This is a genomic window from Gordonia amicalis NBRC 100051 = JCM 11271, from assembly GCF_000332995.1.
Classification (GTDB): domain Bacteria; phylum Actinomycetota; class Actinomycetes; order Mycobacteriales; family Mycobacteriaceae; genus Gordonia; species Gordonia amicalis.
In genome coordinates this window covers 17,933-36,950 of the sequence record NZ_BANS01000045.1, presented here as the reverse complement: position 1 = coordinate 36,950, position 19,018 = coordinate 17,933, and the positions used below count along the sequence as shown (strand labels likewise).

Here is a 19,018-nt window from a genome sequence, read left to right as displayed (position 1 = left end):
CGGGGGTGGGTCCGCTCGGTGTCGGCTCAACCGGCGTCGGGGTTCGCCGAGACGTCACTTCGCGAGCGCACGCCCGATCACGAGACGCTGGATCTGGTTGGTGCCCTCGAAGATCTGCGTGATCTTCGCCTCGCGCATGTAGCGCTCGACCGGGAAGTCGCGGGTGTAGCCGTAGCCGCCGAAGACCTGCACCGCATCGGTGGTGACCTTCATGGCGGCGTCGGTCGCGACGAGCTTCGCGGTGGCCGCCGCCCGCGAGTACTCCATTCCCGCATCACGACGACGCGCCGCATCGAGGTAGGTGGCACGCGCCGAATCGACGGCGGCGGCCATGTCGGCCAGCACGAACGACAAACCCTGATGGTCGATGATCTTGCGGCCGAACGCGGCTCGCTCCTGCGCGTAGTCGACCGCCGCGTCGAGAGCGGCCTGCGCCAGCCCGGTCGCCACCGCCGCGATGCCGAGCCGCCCGGAGTCCAACGCGGAGAACGCGATCTGCAGACCCTGTCCCTCGGCACCGAGACGACGATCCTCGTCGATGAACGCGTTGTCGTACGACGCCCCGGTGGTCGGGACCGCGTGCAGACCCATCTTGTCCTCGGGCTTGCCGAAGGTCAGACCCTCGGTGTCGCGGGCGACGAAGAGGCAGGAGATGCCCTTCGATCCTTCGCCGGTCCGCGCGAAGACGTTGTAGACGTCGGCGATACCGCCGTGGGTGATCCATGCCTTGGAGCCGGTCATCGTGTAACCACCCTCGGCGGGGGTGGCGCGGCACGCGAGCGCCGCGGCGTCGGACCCGGCCTGCGGCTCACTCAGGCTGTAGGCGCCGATCAGCTTGCCGTTCAACAGATCCGGGAGCCAGCGCTGCTTCTGATCCTCGGTACCGAAGTTGAACAGCGGATGGCACGCGAGGCCGTGGACGCTGACGGCCACCGCGACCGACGCCCAGCGCGCGCCGAGTTCTTCGAGCACCTGCAGGTAGACCTCGTACGGTTGACCGCCGCCGTCCCACTCGGTCGGGTACGGCAGTCCGAGGAGGCCGGCCTCGCCCAGTTCGGCGAACAGCCCCTCCGGATACTGCCGATCCTTCTCGTGCTGGTCGACGATCGGCTTCATCCGCTTGTCGGCGATGTCGCGGACCAGCGCGATCAGGTCGCGAGCCTCGTCGTTGGGGAGCAGACGGTCGACCGGCATCGGTACCTCCATGTCAGAGAGCTCAGGTAATCAAACTAGTACTCCAGTCCTTTGCACAGTACTATTCCGGGAGCGGCAGGTACAGCCGACGCAGTCGGGAGGAGGAGTCGTATGCCACGCGAGGGGTTCGCGACGCGGCGTCGTGCCGCCCTGTTCGACGCCCTGCTCGAGCTGATCCTGCGCGACGGTTTCGCCCACCTGTCCATCGCCGACATCGCCGCCGAGCTCCGGTGCTCCAAGTCGACGCTCTACACCCTCGCGGCGAGCAAGGAACAGCTGGTCACGGCAACCGTCACCCACTTCTTCCGTACCGCGACCGAGCAGGTCGAGGCGAGGGTCGCGGCGTCGAACAGCCCACGCGAGCGGGTCATCGCATACCTGGTCGCCGTCGGTGAGGCGCTGTCACCGGCGTCGGAGGCGTTCATGCGCGACCTCGACGCCTTCACCCCGACCCGCTCGCTCTACGAACTCAACACCGCCGCGGCCGCGACCCGGGTACAGAAGCTGATCGCCGACGGTGTCGCCGCGGGCGACTTCCGCAACATCGACGCCGCCTTCGCCGCCGACCTCGCCGCCTCGATGATGAGTCGCATCCAGCGCCGCGAGGTCTGGGCCGCCACCGGCCTCGACGACGCCGCCGCATACCGCCAGCTCGCGAGCATCCTCACCGCGGGGATCGACGCGGGGTAGGTACAGCTACAGCGACCGTCCGGTCCGAGCGTCCGTTGCCTCCCCAGTCGACCGCCGGCGACCGCCGGACCGGCAATGTCGTTGCACGGCAGAAGATCGCGTCCACCTCATGAGTACTCAAGGGCAGATTGCCCTCGGACGGTGCTCATGGGGACGAGATATTCACCAGAACCCAGCCCGCCGCGCATTCGCGCGCCGTTGCACCAGAGATTGCGTCGCGAGGCCGCGTCACAGCCCTTCGAGGCTCGTCGCTGTCGCTTCTCGCACCGCAGGGCGGGTTGCGTATCAGGAAGCGAATCTGATTGCGCCGCTCGCAGACTGAATCCTGATCGAAGTCAGTCCGCCTTCAGGACGTGGAGGTGGCGCGGAGCTCGAGGTGCGTCACCCCGTCCTCGACCCACCATCGCACGCGGATGTCCCGCCGGGAATCCGCAGAGCGCAACGAGATCCACAACTCGTCATGCAACCGCACCTGGCCACGCGGCACCTCGACCCCGCGTTCGGCACCGAAACGCACCGCCTCGGGGTGGGCCCAGGTCGCGGTGTCGCCGGGGTCGCGGACGGTCGCGGTGTACTCCTCGGAACCGAGCGGCAGGTCGAGCAGCGTCGCCAGGACCTCGGCGTCGGCGGGAGTGATCGTCGGTCCGGCGAGAGCCGCCTCCAGGGTCCGGCACGGCCTGCAGGAACCACGGCTGGTCGACGACGACCGCGCGTTCGGTGACGATGCCGGCGATCGTCCGAACCCGTTCGGGCACCTCGACATCCGCGGGATCGATGACGCCGCGACGGCACGCCGCGACCACGGCGGCGTGCACCATCACCGCGGCACCGGCGGAGATGTCCCGCTCCGGATCGCCGAGGCGGGTCAGCAGGAGGTCGGCATCGACGGCGGTGTCGGGTTCCAGGCGTGCGAGCGCACCGACCAGCGCGTCGGCGTGCGGATGGTCGAGGGGGTCGATGATCCCGGCGAGGATCTCGTCCGACGGTGCGCGGTACTCCCCCAGCAGCAACCCGTCGACCTCGGCGTGCCGACGCAACCACCAGGAGGTGTACCCGTCCCGGTCGGCGAGCAGCGGCGCGATGTCCTCGTCGGTCGCCATCATGGTCAGCGCCTCGGACCAGGACCGGTCGTCGATCAGGTCGAGATCGCGTACCGCGGCGAGCCTTTCGGGCGCGTCGGGCAGCGTGTCCCACCAGTCCTCCTCGTCGGGGAGGTCGTGGTCGGGAGCGACCGGCAGCTCGTCGTCGACCGTGAGGAAACCCCAGCCGACGCCCAGGCGTCGCAGTTCGCCTGCGCCACACTCGGAGACGACCTCGTCGTCGACGACGCCGAACGGATGATCGTCGACGAGGACCGAGAGGAGCGGACTGTCGGGAAGCAGGAGTTCATCGGCGGGACGGAGTTCGCCGTCCGTGTCGAGCAGCGGCAGCGTGGCCAGCCACGTCGGTACCGCCGCGTCCGGGTCGGCGCGCAGTACCGCACAGATCTCGGCGGCCAACCCGTCGTCACCGGCACTCTCGGGGTCGAAGTCCTCGATCAGCACCCGCAGTGCCGGGTCGGCCAGCGCATCGGTGACGGAAAGTTCCTGCACGCCCAGACGTTCCAGCAGCGAGTGGCGGGCGTCGGGGTGGACGGTGGGAATCCACCGCATCGGGGTCGCGATGCGATCGCTGACGAACAGGCCGCGAACCCCGACCGACATCCGGCCGTCCGACCGCGGAATCGGCAGCGCGCCCAGTTCCTCGACCTCGCGTCCCGTGGACACGAGCGGCGCGAGCGCCTCGTACAGGTCGTGCCACCAGGACGGTTCATGCTGCAGTCCGCCAAGTCGCTCGGCCAGCGCCGCCAGCCCCAACTCCTCGACCCCCAGCCGACCCATCGTCGGAAGGTGTTGCGCGAAAGAGATGTCGGGATGCACGAGGTCGGCGAAGTGTTCAGCGAGGATCTCGGCCAGGCGATCGGTGAGCCCGATGAGGACGACGGAACGCGACGGCAACAACGCCTCGCCGTCGGCACCCGGCAACCACGCCGTGTCGCGGAGCTGCTCACGCACCGCCTCGATCAGCCTGACGTCGTCGCGATTCCGGGCGAGGTGCAGTTCCGGGACGAGTTGCAGTCGACGCACCGGGTCGAGGAGTAGCAGCAGGTCGACGTAACCGGCTGCGGCGTCACGGATCTCGGCCCGGGGGTGCAGGTGCCGACGGTCCGGGGTGAGCGCGAGGTCGGTGATACACCGACACGGCAGGCTCAGTTCGATGTCGGTGGGCGTGGGTGCGCGCAGGACATCGTGATCGGGTGTGCGACCACCGTCGGCATCGACGAGCCAGCGTGTACCGCCACGCGTGACCTCCAGCCAGCGCTGCGTCGACGACGACCCGGCGCCGCTCACGGACACCGTGACGATCGCCGACGAGGCCTCGTCGTCGTCGACCTCTGGCCCGGCGGACCGCTCGGCCTCGATCTCCACACCGCCGACGGTGATCCGTTGCAGTGCAGCAAGTTCGACCACGAGATCGGGGGCCTGGGCCAGCATCGCCTCGATCAGCGGACCGGAGGGCTCACGCAGGCTCAGGACCACCTCGGTGTCGAAACCCTCCGCGGGTTCGACCTTCGACGGCCACACGAGCCGCAGGACCGGAACGGTGTCAACCGAAAGCCCGGCTTCCCGAACGGCTTCCACGGTCTGGGCACGGTCGAAGACGATCGATCCGGTGCGCGAGCGGACCTCGACACGGTCCGCGACCGTTGCGGTGGCGGTGAATCCGACGCCGAACCGTCCGATCTGACCGCCGGTGGGTGTCTTCGCCGACACCCGCAGCGCGGCGAGCGACCGGACGCCCTCGACAGTCAGTGGCTCACCGGTGTTCGCGACATGCAGCTCGTCACCATCCACCCAGATCGAGAGCTCGCCGGCAATCCCCGCCGCAGCCGCGGCGTCGGCGGCGTTGGCCGCCAGTTCGGTGAGCAGACGGTCGCGGTATCCGACCGTCACCAGATCAGCTTCGGCGGCGGCATCCTCGGCGAGGCGTGTCGGCGAGGCCACCCACCCGTCGAGCGTCGACGACCGCAGCGCGGCGGTGCCGAACGGATCGGCGCTCATGGGTGAGGGCGTGTCGCTCAGGAGTTCGCCGGTTCGGCGTCCCGGGTGATCGAGATGATCTCGAGGGCACCGTCGTCGTAGGCGTCGTACGCGGGTGAACCGTCACCCTTCGGGGCCTGGACGTCGGAGTGTGCGCCGCAGCCGTACTCGGCGGAGACCACCCGACCATCGGCCGCGTACTCGTTGGTGCAGGCACCGAACCCGGCGCGCAACGCGCCCGCGAGCGGCACGTAGAAACCACAGGTGCAGCACGAGAACGGGGCCGCCTGCGCCATCTCCGACGACGGACCGAAGTCGCCGTCGTACCAGCGCTGCGCGGCGTCGGCGCGGCCGTCGTAGCTCAGCAGCCGGCGGCGGCCGAGGCCGATCTCGCCGGCCACCTGGCCGATGTCGTCAGGGTCCTCGGATTCGGAGTCGAAGCGGAACTCGTCGCCGGTGTCGATCTGATTGGGCACCAGACGCGGGTCGTCGGGCTCGGCGGCCAGCAGATCGCCGGGCGCGAGATCGCCGGAGGCGACGCGCTCGGCCCACGGCACCCACGGAGGCGCAAGGAGCGAACCGTCGCCCGGCAGCAGCACGACCTCACTGAGGGTGATCGCGTCGCTGCCCGGCGAGCCGGCCAGCACGACACACCACTGCCAGCCGCGGTAGCCTGCGAGCTCGGCGTCGAAATAGTGTGCGGCAGCCCACTCTCCCTCGGCCACGCTGCGCCGATGTGCCCCGGGCTGCTGTCCGTCGTCGACCAGCGCGGCTCGTGCGATGTCGACGGCAGCCAGCAGTCGTCCGCCCTCACTTACGTCAGTCACGGTTCCAGTGTGCAATATCGCCGACGTGTGCCACACAACGACCCGCTTCAAGCGGCACCGGCACGATATGAGGAACAATCGTGTTCGTGATCCCACGGAGTTCCCGACACGACGATGGGCGCGGGGCCCCCAGGGGTCCGGCGAGCCAGCCTCAACCGCCGACCGATGATCGCGGCCGACGTGCCGCGCAGCACCCCGGGTCGGCGAACTACCCGGCCGACGAGACCCGCCAGATGAGGGCACGCCGGCCGGCACCCGGCTGGGGACCGCCGCCCGGCCCGGGCCCCGGGCGCAACGCCTACCTGCCCCCGCCCACACACAATCCGCATCTACCGCCGCTCGACGATCGAGGTCAGCCGTTCCACGACGAGTCGGCGACCCGCGCGATGCCCACCGAGCACGGGCCCCGAACGCCCGAGAAGCTCACCGTGATGCGCGTCGCCGCAATGCGCAGCCGCGAGCTGACGAGCAAGGGCATCGGCAAGATCCATCGGGCCGCGACCGCCGACGGAGCCGACCAGTCCGGCCTCACCGCGCTCACCCTCCCGGTGATCGCGAACTTCGCCGCCGACGCCGCGATGGCCGTCGCGCTGGCCAACACCCTGTTCTTCGCCGCCGCATCGGGTGAATCCAAGACCAACGTCGCGCTGTATCTGGCGCTGACGATCGCCCCGTTCGCGCTCATCGCCCCCCTGATCGGTCCGCTGCTCGACCGGCTCCAGCGCGGACGTCGCATCGCGATGGCCACGACCTTCGGCCTGCGCGTCGTGTTGGCCCTGCTGATCATGACCAACGTCCAGTGGAACGACGTCACCCAGCAACTCGAATACGACCCGTGGGTGCTCTATCCCTGCGCTCTGGGGTTGCTGGTCCTGTCGAAGTCCTTCGGCGTGCTCAAATCGGCGGTCACCCCGCGCGTGGTGCCGCCGACCATCGACCTGCCGCGCGTCAACTCCCGCCTGACCACGTTCGGACTGATCGGCGGCACGATCGTCGGCGGTGCGTTCGCCGCGCTCGTCGAGATGCTGCTCGGCAAACTGCTGCCGCTGCATCTGCCGGGAGCCATGGTGTGGCTGGCGATCGTCGCCGCGGCCGGGGCGTACCTGTGCATGCGCATCCCGTCGTGGGTCGAGTCGACCGAGGGCGAGATCCCCACGACCCTGACCTATCACGGTGAACCGGCCCGTTCGAGCGCGCCCGAACACGAGCCGACCAGCGCTCGCGAGGGTGCGAAGATGCTGGCCGCCAAGATGCGTCAGCCGCTGGGCCGCACCGTCGTGGCCGGCCTCTGGGGCAACGGCACCATCCGGATCCTCACCGGCTTCCTGACGCTGTTCGTGGCGTTCTACGCCAAGTCCCAGCAGGGCGATGCGTCGGACTGGACGCAGTTGCTGCTGCTCGGCGCGGTCGGTGCCGCGGCAGGCGTGGGCAACATGGTCGGCAACGGCGTCGGCACCAGGCTGGAACTGAAGAATCCGCCGAACATCATCGTGTGGTCGACCGCCGCCTGCTTCGTCGTCGCGGTCCTCGCGGCCGTCTTCGGCAACATCGCCGCGGCCGCTGTCGCCGCGCTCGTCGCCTCGGGCACCAGTGCGATCGGCAAGGTGTGCCTCGACTCGTCGATCCAGGACGACCTGCCCGACGAGTCGCGCGCATCGGCGTTCGGCCGCTCCGAGACGGTTCTACAGCTGTCGTGGGTGTTCGGCGCGTCGCTGGGTGTGCTGCTGCCCCCGACGCTGTGGATCGGCTTCACCGTCGTCTCGGTGCTGCTCGGCCTCGGCCTGCTCCAGACGGTGCTGACGACCCGCGGCTCGTCGCTGGTGCCCGGTCTGGGTGGTCGACGCCCCGACCATGCCGCACCGACCGTCGCGTTCCGGGCCGCCGGCGCGGACGACGCCGCGCAGTCCCGCCGGACCAGCCCGGGATCGGCGCCGACGCGGCCGCACACCCAGCGGCCGTCCACCACGCGGATGCCGTCGACGGCACCCTTCCCGAACTCCGGTGACCGGCCCCACGGTGACCGCCAGGCCCCCGACCAGACAGGACATCGCAGACAGTGATCACCAGTGGAGAGAAGAAGGCACTCGCGATCATCGCGATCGTGGTGGTCGCGTTCGTCGCGGTGGTCGGCACCTCGGTGTTCCTGTTGACCCGCAACTCCACGCACGACGACAAGCCCTACCTTCACATCGCCGTCGGGAAGAACCTCTACACCGTCGAACCGGTGCGCTGGTGCGACCTGATGCTCGACGAATGCGACCCGCCGCTCGGCACGTCGCAGCGCGAGGCGCCCCGGGTTCCGGTGGCGGTCGGCGACACGGTGATGCTGTCGGTCTCCGGTGACATCGCGCAGGGTCCGTGGAACCTGGCCGCCGTCTACTGGACGCCGAAGGGACTCGTAGAAGACGAGCAACCCCAGGCGTCGGGCGAGACCTACACGGTCACGTTGAAGACAGCACCGGAGTACGTCCTGCTGGGGATCACCGTCTACCCGGCGTCGGCCAGGCTGACGCAGAACGACGAGATCATCCCGCGCGGTGTGCTGGCAGCAGAGACCGCACCGCAGGAATTCCAGAAGTACCTCGGCTGACGAACGCGCGGCCCGTCGAACTCAGTGCTCGAGTTCGCGGGCCACCGCGCGCACGACCTCGGAGATCCGCTGCGCGGTCTTGCGGTCGGGGTAGCGCCCCTTGCGCAGGTCCGGCTGCACCTTGCCCTCGAGCAGGGTGATCAGATCTGCGACCATGCCGTGAAGTTCGTCGGGGGTGTGCCGCTTGACGTCCTTACGAGCGGCCTCGCGCACGTTCTTGGACACGCTCGGCGCGGGTTCGAGGACCTTGACGCTCAGCGCCTGCGGCCCGCGGCGACCGGCGGCCATGCCGAACTCCACGCGCTGCCCGGGTTTGAGGGCCTCCACCCCGTCGGGCAGGGCAGACGCACGGACATAGACGTCCTCGCCGTCCTCCTGCGCGAGGAAGCCGAAGCCCTTGTCCGCGTCGTACCACTTCACCTTGCCGGTCGGCACTGTGCTCACCCTCATCTGTACGTCGTGATCTCGTCAAAGATCTGCCTGTCACAACAAAAGACGCCGTGACCCATCTCTACAGCCCCCCGGGAAGTCCGTAAGGGCCCAGACGGATGCAAGGCGCCTGCTGCCCCATGGTAGCCAACACCCCACCGCCGGTCACACCATTACCTCCGCGCACCCCGTTCCACCCATCACTCGGCGTCGTCGTGCCGACGAGTGCACTACCGTGGATGGCATGCAGAAGACGACGTCCCCACGGTTGCTGCAGGTGGCCATGGTGATCTTCGCGATCGGACTCATCGCTCTCGTGGCGCTGTTCGTGACCCCGCTCCTCACCGACGGCGACACCGCCCCGACCTTCGTCTACCTGCTGACCATGTGCGCACCTCTGGGTTTTCTCCTCGGCCTGGTGTACGCACTCCGTGCCGGACGCCGAGCCAGGTGAGGACCGTGACAGCGACCATCGACACCACTCCAGACCTTGCCCCCGTCTCCGACGCCAAGGCCCTCCGGGAGGCGTTCAGCTGCTTCCCGAGCGGCGTCGTGGCGGTGTGTTGCCTACGGGGTGAGGGAGATTCGACCACACTGATCGGAATGGCGGCGAGTTCCTTCACGACCGTCTCCCTCGACCCGCCGCTGGTGTCGGTGTGCGTCCAGAACACGTCGACGACGTGGCCGCAGATCCGTACCGCGCCGGCCATCGGGGTCAGTGTCTTCGCGGGCGACCAGACCGACGTCTGCAAGCAGCTCGCCGGTCCGGCGGAGCGCCGGTTCGACGGCATCACACCGCTGAGCACCGACGCCGGGGCGGTGTTCGTCCCCGATGCGGCCGCCCACCTGTCGTGCAGCATCCACAACGAGATCCAGGCGGGCGACCACACCGTGGTGCTGCTGGAGATCAACACCCTGCGTGCCGATCCCGGTGTCGAGCCACTCGTGTTCCACGCCAGCACCTTCCGCGCTCTCGAAGCCCGCAAGGGTCCGAACGCCACGTGATCCGCAGGTCAGCATGAGCACGGTCGGCCTCGGGATTCCGATGCCACGGCCGCACTCGGCCGCGGCACCCGCCGACGCTCCCACGCAGGGCCCCCTGCGTGACACGTTCGGGCGGGTGGCGAAGGACCTTCGCGTCTCGGTGACCGACCGGTGCAACCTGCGCTGTACCTATTGCATGCCCGCCGAGGGCCTCGACTGGATGCCGACCGAGGCGGTGCTGAGCGCCGACGAGCTGATCCGGGTGCTGACCGTCGCGGTCCGCGACCTGGGGATCGAACGCATCCGGTTCACCGGCGGCGAGCCGCTGCTGCGGGGCGACCTCGAGCAGATCATCGGCGCCGTCTCCGCACTGCCGCAACGCCCGGAGATCGCGATGACCACCAACGGTCTCGGACTCTCCCGGCGGATCGACGGGCTCGTGGCGGCCGGCCTCAACCGCATCAACATCTCCCTCGACACCGTCGACCGGGAACGATTCGCCGAGATCACCCGACGCGACCGGCTCGACGACGTGCTGACGGGTCTGGCGGCCGCCAGACGCGCGGGACTCGACCCCGTCAAGGTCAACGCCGTGATCCCCGACCGCGCCGACCTCGACGCCGTACCGGATCTCCTCGCCTACTGCCTGGAGCACGGCTACGAGCTGCGCATCATCGAACAGATGCCACTCGACGCCGATCACGCCTGGCAGCGATCCCGGATGGTGACCGCCGACGAGATCCTGGCGACCCTGCGCACACGGTTCACCCTGCTGCCCGATCCGGCACCGCGCGGCAGCGCGCCGGCGGCCACGTGGCTCGTCGACGGCCATCGGACGCCCCGGGGCCCGGCAAAGGTCGGGGTGATCGCGTCGGTCACCCGCCCGTTCTGCGGCGACTGCGACCGCACCCGGCTGACCGCCGACGGCTCGCTGCGCAACTGCCTGTTCGCGTCGTCGGAAACAGATCTGCGCACCACCCTGCGAACGCTGCCCGACGACGAGGTCGACGCGGCCGTGGCGGCGCTGTGGCGCACCGACATGTGGCAGAAGGCGTCCGGGCACGAGGTGAACGCCGCCGGCTTCCAGCAGCCGTCGCGGCCCATGTCCGCCATCGGTGGATAGGCTCGGGTTCCGATGAACCTCACCGTCCGCTTCTTCGCCGCCGCGCGCGCCGCCGCCGGCACCGAGTCACGGGTCGTCGACATCGACCCGGCGATCGCCCTCGGAGATCTCGAGTCGACGCTGTCCGCCGGCAACCCCGGATTGGCGACGGTTCTCGAGCGTTGCTCCTACCTCCGCGACGAGATCGCGCTGACTGACCGTTCACAGCCGCTCGGCATCTGCTCGACACTGGACGTCCTCCCGCCGTTTGCCGGTGGTTGATACCACTTCCGGCATGTGACCTTTATCACATAACGGAGTGATAACGAGTAGGCCACGGGAGCGCATCCGGCCCGATGAACTGGGATGACGCCGAAAGTGGATCGGGAGACCAGGATCTGGCGCGAAAATCCGTTGCGAACTAGCAGGTGAATCACTCCATCGAACGACGTACTGTACGAAGCGACCTTCTCGAAGGTCACGGTAAGGAAACAGAACATACGTCCTGCCGGCCGCGCCGAGCCTCGCTCCGCCGGTGGGAACGACCGAACGAATCTAGGAGCGAGGACGGGGGACCCAACCTCATCCCCTGAGACCGGGCACCACACCAGGTGTCCTCGGGGTTAAGTCCCAGGCGCAGAACCGTGATTAACATTCACGGGGACGCACTGGGGCCGAGCAACCTCTCGCTCGAACCCGACAGCTGACTTCGTAGGCGCGTGGAGAGAGGAATCGATCTATGACCGGACGTCACCGCAAGCAGACGACCAGCTCGACCACCAAGACCATCACCAAGGTCGCCCTCACCGGCGCCGTCCTCGGTGGCGGAGCCGCCCTCATGGGCACCGGTACCGCGAATGCCGCGACCGACGCCGAATGGAACAAGGTCGCCCAGTGTGAGTCCGGCGGTAACTGGGCCATCAACACCGGCAACGGCTACCACGGCGGCCTGCAGTTCTCGCCGAGCACCTGGAGCGGCCACGGCGGCGGCGAGTTCGCCCCGACCGCCGAGCAGGCCACCCGCGAGGAGCAGATCGTCGTCGCCGAGCGCGTGCTCGCTTCGCAGGGCAAGGGCGCATGGCCCACCTGCGGCGTCGGCCTCTCGGGTCACACCCCGCGCACCGCGCCGAGCGATGTCCCGGCCCCGATCGTCGAGCAGCTCCAGGACGGCAACGGCAGCTTCAGCCTCGTCAAGGCCCCTGAGGCCAAGACCACCGACGACGTCGCCAACCAGGTCACCTCGGCCCTCACCGACTCCGGTGTGAGCCCCGAGGTCAAGAACCTCTGGAACGCCGCCAAGAGCAGCGGCGTCTCGCTGAGTCCCGAACAGATCAAGCTGTTCAACGACAACAAGCACCTGCTGCCCAACCCCTGATCTGCAGGTAGCCCGGACACCGATCCGGAGCACCGCAGAGGGCCACAGACGAAGGGCCCCGCACGATGAGCGATCCGTGCGGGGCCCTTTTCCAATTCTTCACGCTCCCTGAGGTGCGAGGAGCGATAGCGACGAGCCTCGAAGGGCTACGCCGAGTTGATCCACTCCTCGGTGCCGTCGTCGTAGTACTGGTGCTTCCAGACCGGCAGACGCGCCTTCACCTCGTCGACGAGCCGCGCGCACGTCTCGAATGCGGCGCGACGATGGTCGGCGGCCACGGTCACCACGAAGGCGACATCCCCGATCTCGAGTTCTCCGACGCGGTGCGAGACCGCGACCGCGCGCACACCGTCGACCGACGAGACCTCCTCGACGACCTCGGTCAGCACCCTGGACGCCGTCGGATGGGCGGAATAGTCGAGAGCGGCGACGTTCCGGCCGCCGTCGTGGTCGCGGACCGCGCCCACGAAGCCGACGATCGCGCCGGCCTTCCCGTCGGCGGCGTCGGCGACCATCGCCTCGTGGTCGGCGAGCCCGATCGGCTCCTCCGACACCGCGGTGTGTACGACTACGGTCATTCGCGAATCCTGTCCTGTCGCGGGACGATCAGTGATCCCCGCCGCGGATCTGATCGAGTGCGTGGTGCACTACGTCCGTGAGGACGGTCAGGCCGTCCCGCACGCCCCCGGTCGAGCCGGGCAGGTTCACCACCAGTGTCGTCCCGGCGACGCCGGCGAGGCCGCGTGAGAGCACGGCGGTCGGGACCTCGGGCAGTCCGGCCGCACGGATGGCATCGGCCAGGCCGGGGATCTCGACGTCGAGCAGCGGTCGCGTCTCCTCGGGGGTGCGGTCGGTGGGTGAGAGACCTGTTCCGCCGGTGGTGATCACGAGGTCGACGCCGGCGTACACGGCGGCGCGGATCGCGGCGCCCACCGGCGGCCCGTCGGCCACCACATCGCGTTCGGCGACGCGGAAACCCTGCTCGACGAGCCAGCCCTCGATGATCGGACCGGTGCGGTCCGGGTAGATCCCGGTACTCGCGCGCGTCGACGCGACGACGATCTGCGCGACGCGTCGTCGTGCGGGGTCGGGCGGCGTGTTCTCAGCCATCGGCCGGGTCGTCCCGGTACCAGTCGCCGGATTTCCCGCCGGTCTTCTCGAGCAGGCGGATCCCGTCCATGCGCGCCCGCTTGTCCACGGCCTTGACCATGTCGTGCAGCGTCAACCCGGTGACGGCCACCGCGGTCAGTGCCTCCATCTCGACGCCCGTCTGGCCGGACGTGGCGACGGTCGCGGTCACGTCGATGGAGTCGGTGCCGATGGTGAAGTCGACCTCCACCGACGACAACGCCAGCTGATGGCAGAGCGGGATCAGCTCGTCGGTGCGTTTGGCCGCCATGATCCCGGCGATGCGCGCGGTCGCGAGAACATCGCCCTTGGGCAGCTTCGACTCACTGAGCAGGCCGATCACCTCGGCCGTGGTGTGAAAGGTGCCGCCGGCGATCGCACGACGCTTCGTCGGGGCCTTGTGTCCCACGTCGACCATGCGCGCCGTCCCGGCGTCGTCGATGTGCGTCAGGCGACCGGCGTCGGCACCCTCACCCGAAAAGACCGACCCGCCGCTGTCATCTCCGGTGGTCGGCATCGGTATCAGCGGTTGACGACCGTCTTCGACTGCACGAAGGGCAGATCGTCGACCGGGAGCGGGAACTCGACTTCACCGAACGGGGACAGTGCACCCGAGATGTGCGTCGCGAGTTCGGAGACCGCATGGTCGGCGGCGTCACCGTTGTCATCCTGGGGCCAGCCGTTGTCGACGTAGCGCTTCTTGCCGGCCTTCTCACCACTGTTGTTTGCCACGGGAGCATTGTGCCACGCCATTCGAATGAAGAAGTGCCGTGTCCGGGGCATGGCGGCCGGAGCGGGGCTATCGTCGTCGCATCACCGGTCACGCCACCAGGAGGCGCTGATGGCCCACCACCCTGAACAGGTCGCCGGCTACCGGGTGATCAGCCGCCTGGGCACGGGCGGCATGGGGACCGTCTACCTGGTGGAGAACCCCCAACTGCGGCGGCGTGAGGCGCTCAAGGTCATCTCGATCGCCGAGACCGTCGACGAGGAGTTCGTCCGTCGGTTCAGCCGGGAGGCCCAGACCGCTGCTGCCCTCGACCACCCCAACATCGTCACCATCTATCACTACGGCGTCACCGACGACGACCCGTGGTTCACGATGACCTACCTCGACGGACAGGACCTGCGTCGTAGTTCGTTCCGGCCCGACGAGATCCTCACGGTCGTCGACCGCGTCGCCGACGCCCTCGATTACGCCCACGCGCACGGCGTCGTGCACCGCGACATCAAGCCGGGCAACATCCTCGTCACCAGGCGGGCGATGGACGGCGCCCTCGACCGGGTGGTCGTCCTCGACTTCGGGATCGCGAAACTCGCCACCGCCACCACGCTGACCGCACCGTCGTCGTTCGTCGGCACGCTGGTCTATGCGGCCCCGGAGATCCTCGACGGCAAGCCCGCGGGCCCGGCGTCGGATCAGTACGCGCTCGCCTGCACCGCCTACGAGCTGCTCTCCGGAACCACCCCGTTCGACGCCGACACCCAGACCCGGCACATCGTCGCGAAGCTGACGTCGCCGCCGGAACGGATCAGCCGGTATCGCCCCGACCTCGCCGCGCTCGACCCGGTCTTCGACCGTGCCCTGGCCCGCGGCCCGCTGGACCGCTACCCCACGTGCCGCGATTTCGCCGCGGACCTGCGTGCGGCGCTCGGCCGGTCGGGACCCGACGCCCGATCCGGCACCTCGGCGACTCACTTCGTCCCGCCACTGGCACCGGAGACCTTGCCGCCGCCCGCCCAGCAGCCGCGGTATCCGGGTCCGTCCCAGCAGAGTCCGCCCCAACAGAGTCCCCCGCTGTACGCGCAGAGCCCGTCCGGGCGGCAGCCTCCTTCCGAGACACAGCACCGGTCGTCGCCCGGCTTCACTCCCCCGCTCCCCGCGCACTCGGCCCCCACGCAGGCCGCGCCGCCGGGTCGTCGACGCCGATGGCCGTGGATCGCCGGTGCGGCTGCGATCGTCGCGGTGCTGGCGGCGGTCGCGGCCGTCGCACTGGTCACCCAAGGTGGTGATGACGACGGCGGCGCTGCGTCGGGCCCGCAGGCCGCCGAGGCGTCCGAGGTCCCGCTCAGCGCGGGCCTGGGCACCACCTGTTCGATCCGCGACGGCACCGCCTACTGCTGGGGCGACAACCAGGCCGGGCAGCTCGGCGACGGCACCACGACCAACCGCTGGAAACCCACGCGCGTCGCCGACCTGTCCGGCGTCACCTCCATCACCACCGGCGGTCCCGACAGCTGCGCGATCGCCGCCGGCGTCGCCTACTGCTGGGGCAACAACGACTACGGGCAGATCGGTGACGGCACCACGACCAGTCGGTGGAAGCCCACGCGGGTGGCCGATCTCACCGACGTCACCGCGATCTCGACCGCCAACTGGGCGACCTGCGCGATCTCCGCGGGACTCGCCTACTGTTGGGGCACCAACGATTTCGACCAATTGGGTGACGGTTCGACGGCCAACCAGTACCGCCCGGTGCGCGTCGCCGGACTCGAGGACGTGACCTCGATCAGTGTCGGCGTCAACTTCACGTGCGCGGTCGCGGGCGGCGACGCCTACTGCTGGGGCCTCAACGACAACGGTCAGGTCGGCGACGGCACCACCTACAACCAGTCGAAGCCCACCCGGGTGGCCGACCTCGACGCCGCGACGTCGGTGTCGGCCGGCGCCCAGGCCGCCTGCGCCATCGCCGGCGGCAGCGCATATTGCTGGGGCAACAACGCTTTCGGGCAGCTGGGCGACGGCACGAAGGAGTCGCGCACCACCGCGACGCAGGTGTCCGGCGTCGACGGCGTGACCGGCATCAGCACCGGAACGGGGCACACGACCTGTGCGATCGCCGGCGCCGCCGGCTACTGCTGGGGCGCCAACGCCTGGGGATCGGTCGGCTACGGCACCCTCACCGACCGTCCGAATCCCACCCGGCTCAACGGATTGTCCGATGTCACCGCGATCTCGGCGGGCGAACGAACGACGTGCGCCCTCGCGTCGTCGTATGTCTATTGCTGGGGTTTCAACGCGACCGGTCAGCTCGGCGTCGGCAACACCGACGACCGCCTGACACCCACTCAGGTCGCGTACTAGGCACGGTCGCGTACAGCCGGGGGTCATCCGGTTGAAGGGTGCCCCAGACGGAGGTGCCTTCGGTATCGTCCCAGCGTACGTCCGCCAGGAGTCCGAGTTCATCGTCAGAAAGAGGTGTCGCCGTGCCGTTGAGTCCGGGCACCCACATCGCCGGCTACCGCGTGATCTCCCAGCTCGGTGCCGGTGGCATGGGCGAGGTGTATCTCGTCGAGAACCTGCAACTCGAGCGGCGGGAGGCGTTGAAGGTCATCTCGACGGCGGTCAGTGCGCAGCCCGGGTTCAACCAGCGCTTCACCAACGAGGCACGTACCACCGCGAAGCTCGACCACCGCAGCATCATCACGATCCACCAGTACGGCATCGAGGACGGTTCGCCGTGGTTCTCGATGAGCTACGTGGAGGGGAAGGACCTCACCGAGGAGCGGTTGAAGCCGGCCGAGGTCTCGACGGTCGTCACCCAGGTCGCCGACGCCCTCGACTACGCCCACCGGCACCAGGTGGTGCACCGGGACATCAAGCCCGCCAACATCCTCGTGACCCGCGACCCCGCGACCGGCCAGATCGATCGTGCACTCGTGCTCGACTTCGGTATCGCCAAGCTCGCCGGCTCGGCCAACCTCACCGGCACCCACTCGTTCATCGGGACCGTCGCGTTCTCGGCACCGGAAACCCTCGAAGGTGCCGACGCCACAGCACGTTCCGACCAGTACTCGCTGGCCTGCACCGCCTACGCCCTCCTCGCCGGGCAGCCGCCGTTCGTCGGCCAGTCCTCGCCGTCGGTGATGCTCGGCCACATCCAGCGCCCGGTCCCCCACATCGGCCAGCTACGCGGCGACCTCGCACAGCTCGACCCGGTCTTCCAGCGTGCACTCGCCAAGGACCCGGCGGCCCGGTATCCCGACTGCCGCAGCTTCGCCGCCGCACTGACATCGGCGATCGAAGCACCTGCGGCGCAGGGCAATACGATCGCGGCCGCAGCGGTTCCCCCGCCGACCCTCGTCGGCGGCAGCACCGGCGCACCGTCGGCACCGCAGCAACCGTACGGCCAGACCTACGGCCAGTACACCCCGCCGCCGCAGCCGACGATGACCGGACCGTCGGGTCCACAGCCGTTGATGAACCATCCCTCCGGTCCCGGCATGGCCGGCCCGAACATCTCCGGGTCGAATATGTCTGGGCCGAATATGTCTGGGCCGAACATGTCTGGGCCGCAGCCGCTTTACGGCACGCAGCCGCCGGCCGCCGCGCAGGCGGGATACCCGGGCGCACCAGCCACCCCGCCGAAGAAGAAGCGCACCGGCTTGATCATCGCCGGCGTCCTCGGCGCCGTGCTGGTGGTTGTCATCGGTGCGATCGCCGGCCTGGTCCTCCTCGGCAGCACCGTCGACGACCCGGAGAAGGCCACCGTGGCACAACCGTTGGTGAGCACCAACTTCGGCACCAGCTGCGCGATCGTCAACGGCGCCGTGAACTGCTGGGGCGACAACACCACCGGACAGCTCGGCGACGGGACGACCACTCCGCACAGTCGGCCGGCCACGGTCGGCGGGGTCACCGACGCGACATCGGTCTCCGTCGGCGGCTACCTCACCGGCGACAACAAGTACGTGGGCACGGCCTGTGCGGTCGCCGCCGGCGCGGCGTGGTGCTGGGGCAACAACCACTACGGCGAGGTCGGCAACGACTCCGACGGCAACACGGTCGACGCCGCGACGAAGATCGGCACGATCTCCGACGTCAAGGCGGTCAGCACCGGCTGGGGCACCAGCTGCGCGGTCGCGGGCACCGACGCCTACTGCTGGGGCAACAACGAGTACGGCCAGCTGGGCACCGGCGGCACCGACCCCGTCTCGGTCCCCACCAAGGTCCCCGGCCTCGGCGTCGTCACCGACATCACCACCGCCTACGGCACCACCTGTGCCGTGTCCGACGGGTCGGCGTTCTGCTGGGGCAACAACGACAACGGGCAGATCGGCGACGGCAGCACCACCGAGCGGTCGGCGCCGGTGAAGATCGGCGGCCTGAGCGACGTCGCCGACATCACCCTCGGCGGCTACCACGAGTCCGATCCCGACGACGACAACGACCCGAGCACCAACACCAGCACCTACTACCAGACGGCGTGTGCGATCGCCGGCGGCGGAGATGCGTACTGCTGGGGCGCGAACGCCTACGGACAGATCGGCAACGGCACCGCCGAACCGCGGAACACACCGACCAAGGTGAACGGCATCTCCAAGGCGTCGGCCATCTCCACCGACTGGGGAACCACCTGCGCGGTCGCCGACAAGAAGGCGTACTGCTGGGGCGACGACGACCGCAGCCAGCTCGGCTCCGGCGGAGGCTCGGTGAAGATCCCCCGCGAGGTCAGCAGTCTGACGGATGTCACCTCGATCTCGACCGGCAACGGTACGTCGTGCGCGATGGCTTCCGGTTCGGTCTGGTGCTGGGGCTTCAACAACGACGGGCAGATCGGTGACGGCTCGAGCGGCGAATCGGCCAATCGCACGACGCCGACGAAGCTGACGATCTGA

At 69.2% G+C, this 19,018-nt stretch carries 17 protein-coding genes, 1 pseudogene and 1 riboswitch; of the genes and pseudogenes, 10 read left to right on the top strand and 8 right to left on the bottom strand.

Annotated elements, in window-relative coordinates; translation table 11 throughout:
* Positions 1 to 54 precede the first annotated feature (54 nt).
* Positions 55 to 1,194, bottom strand: coding sequence for an acyl-CoA dehydrogenase family protein (locus tag GOAMI_RS19075; RefSeq protein WP_006438224.1), 1,140 nt, complete (start codon positions 1,192 to 1,194; stop codon positions 55 to 57).
* Between the two features lie 111 nt (positions 1,195 to 1,305).
* Here GOAMI_RS19075 and GOAMI_RS19070 point away from each other — a divergent pair, with 111 nt between their 5' ends.
* A complete protein-coding gene (locus GOAMI_RS19070; protein WP_006438223.1) occupies positions 1,306 to 1,884 on the top strand; it encodes a TetR/AcrR family transcriptional regulator in 579 nt (192 codons plus the stop codon).
* A 346-nt stretch (positions 1,885 to 2,230) separates the two neighbouring features.
* Here the strand turns inward: GOAMI_RS19070 and GOAMI_RS19065 are convergent.
* A pseudogene (locus GOAMI_RS19065) lies at positions 2,231 to 4,985 on the bottom strand (sacsin N-terminal ATP-binding-like domain-containing protein).
* 17 nt (positions 4,986 to 5,002) lie between these two features.
* Entirely contained in the window at positions 5,003 to 5,791 is a 789-nt protein-coding gene (locus tag GOAMI_RS19060; RefSeq protein ID WP_006438221.1) for a DUF3027 domain-containing protein, read from the bottom strand.
* A 233-nt stretch (positions 5,792 to 6,024) separates the two neighbouring features.
* Here GOAMI_RS19060 and GOAMI_RS19055 point away from each other — a divergent pair, with 233 nt between their 5' ends.
* Positions 6,025 to 7,851: an MFS transporter gene (locus tag GOAMI_RS19055; RefSeq protein WP_006438220.1), complete on the top strand. Its 1,827-nt coding sequence runs from the start codon at positions 6,025 to 6,027 to the stop codon at positions 7,849 to 7,851.
* Positions 7,848 to 8,381, top strand: a complete 534-nt coding sequence (locus tag GOAMI_RS19050) for a DUF2771 family protein (protein WP_006438219.1) — start codon at positions 7,848 to 7,850, stop codon at positions 8,379 to 8,381. Before GOAMI_RS19055 ends, GOAMI_RS19050 begins: the two co-directional genes overlap by 4 nt.
* Before the next feature lie 21 nt (positions 8,382 to 8,402).
* Here GOAMI_RS19050 and GOAMI_RS19045 read toward each other — a convergent pair whose 3' ends face one another.
* Positions 8,403 to 8,816, bottom strand: coding sequence for a cold-shock protein (locus GOAMI_RS19045; protein ID WP_006438218.1), 414 nt, complete (start codon positions 8,814 to 8,816; stop codon positions 8,403 to 8,405).
* A gap of 238 nt (positions 8,817 to 9,054) precedes the next feature.
* Here GOAMI_RS19045 and GOAMI_RS19040 point away from each other — a divergent pair, with 238 nt between their 5' ends.
* The 5 genes from GOAMI_RS19040 to GOAMI_RS19020 all read left to right on the top strand — a co-directional run bounded on the left by GOAMI_RS19040 (position 9,055) and on the right by GOAMI_RS19020 (position 12,271).
* Complete coding sequence (locus tag GOAMI_RS19040) at positions 9,055 to 9,264, top strand: hypothetical protein (protein ID WP_024499892.1); 210 nt, start codon at positions 9,055 to 9,057, stop codon at positions 9,262 to 9,264.
* 5 nt (positions 9,265 to 9,269) lie between these two features.
* Positions 9,270 to 9,815, top strand: a complete 546-nt coding sequence (locus GOAMI_RS19035; protein WP_006438215.1) for a flavin reductase family protein — start codon at positions 9,270 to 9,272, stop codon at positions 9,813 to 9,815.
* 13 nt (positions 9,816 to 9,828) lie between these two features.
* Positions 9,829 to 10,917 carry a GTP 3',8-cyclase MoaA gene (gene moaA / locus GOAMI_RS19030; RefSeq protein WP_006438214.1) on the top strand — a complete coding sequence of 363 codons (1,089 nt, stop codon included), beginning with the start codon at positions 9,829 to 9,831 and terminating at the stop codon, positions 10,915 to 10,917.
* Between the two features lie 12 nt (positions 10,918 to 10,929).
* The gene (locus GOAMI_RS19025) at positions 10,930 to 11,178 is read left to right on the top strand and encodes a hypothetical protein (RefSeq protein WP_006438213.1); all 249 of its coding nucleotides are present in this window, start codon (positions 10,930 to 10,932) and stop codon (positions 11,176 to 11,178) included.
* Positions 11,179 to 11,429: 251 nt separating this feature from the next.
* Positions 11,430 to 11,630: riboswitch (cyclic di-AMP (ydaO/yuaA leader) on the top strand.
* Between the two features lie 5 nt (positions 11,631 to 11,635).
* Positions 11,636 to 12,271, top strand: coding sequence for a transglycosylase family protein (locus GOAMI_RS19020; protein ID WP_006438212.1), 636 nt, complete (start codon positions 11,636 to 11,638; stop codon positions 12,269 to 12,271).
* 146 nt (positions 12,272 to 12,417) lie between these two features.
* Here the strand turns inward: GOAMI_RS19020 and GOAMI_RS19015 are convergent, their stop codons facing one another.
* The 4 genes from GOAMI_RS19015 to GOAMI_RS19000 are packed head-to-tail and all read right to left on the bottom strand — an operon-like array spanning position 12,418 to position 14,152.
* Positions 12,418 to 12,849: a molybdenum cofactor biosynthesis protein MoaE gene (locus GOAMI_RS19015; RefSeq protein ID WP_006438211.1), complete on the bottom strand. Its 432-nt coding sequence runs from the start codon at positions 12,847 to 12,849 to the stop codon at positions 12,418 to 12,420.
* Between the two features lie 28 nt (positions 12,850 to 12,877).
* Positions 12,878 to 13,381 carry a MogA/MoaB family molybdenum cofactor biosynthesis protein gene (locus GOAMI_RS19010; RefSeq protein ID WP_006438210.1) on the bottom strand — a complete coding sequence of 168 codons (504 nt, stop codon included), beginning with the start codon at positions 13,379 to 13,381 and terminating at the stop codon, positions 12,878 to 12,880.
* Positions 13,374 to 13,916 (bottom strand): cyclic pyranopterin monophosphate synthase MoaC, encoded by a 543-nt coding sequence (gene moaC, locus GOAMI_RS19005; RefSeq protein WP_006438209.1) that lies wholly within the window; start codon positions 13,914 to 13,916, stop codon positions 13,374 to 13,376. The genes GOAMI_RS19010 and moaC overlap by 8 nt, the downstream gene beginning before the upstream one ends.
* Positions 13,917 to 13,921: 5 nt before the next feature.
* Positions 13,922 to 14,152, bottom strand: coding sequence for a hypothetical protein (locus tag GOAMI_RS19000; RefSeq protein ID WP_006438208.1), 231 nt, complete (start codon positions 14,150 to 14,152; stop codon positions 13,922 to 13,924).
* Positions 14,153 to 14,240: 88 nt separating this feature from the next.
* Between GOAMI_RS19000 and GOAMI_RS18995 the strand changes: the two genes are divergently transcribed.
* Positions 14,241 to 16,484, top strand: coding sequence for an RCC1 domain-containing protein (locus GOAMI_RS18995; protein ID WP_006438207.1), 2,244 nt, complete (start codon positions 14,241 to 14,243; stop codon positions 16,482 to 16,484).
* A 122-nt stretch (positions 16,485 to 16,606) separates the two neighbouring features.
* Positions 16,607 to 19,018 carry a protein kinase domain-containing protein gene (locus tag GOAMI_RS18990; RefSeq protein WP_006438206.1) on the top strand — a complete coding sequence of 804 codons (2,412 nt, stop codon included), beginning with the start codon at positions 16,607 to 16,609 and terminating at the stop codon, positions 19,016 to 19,018.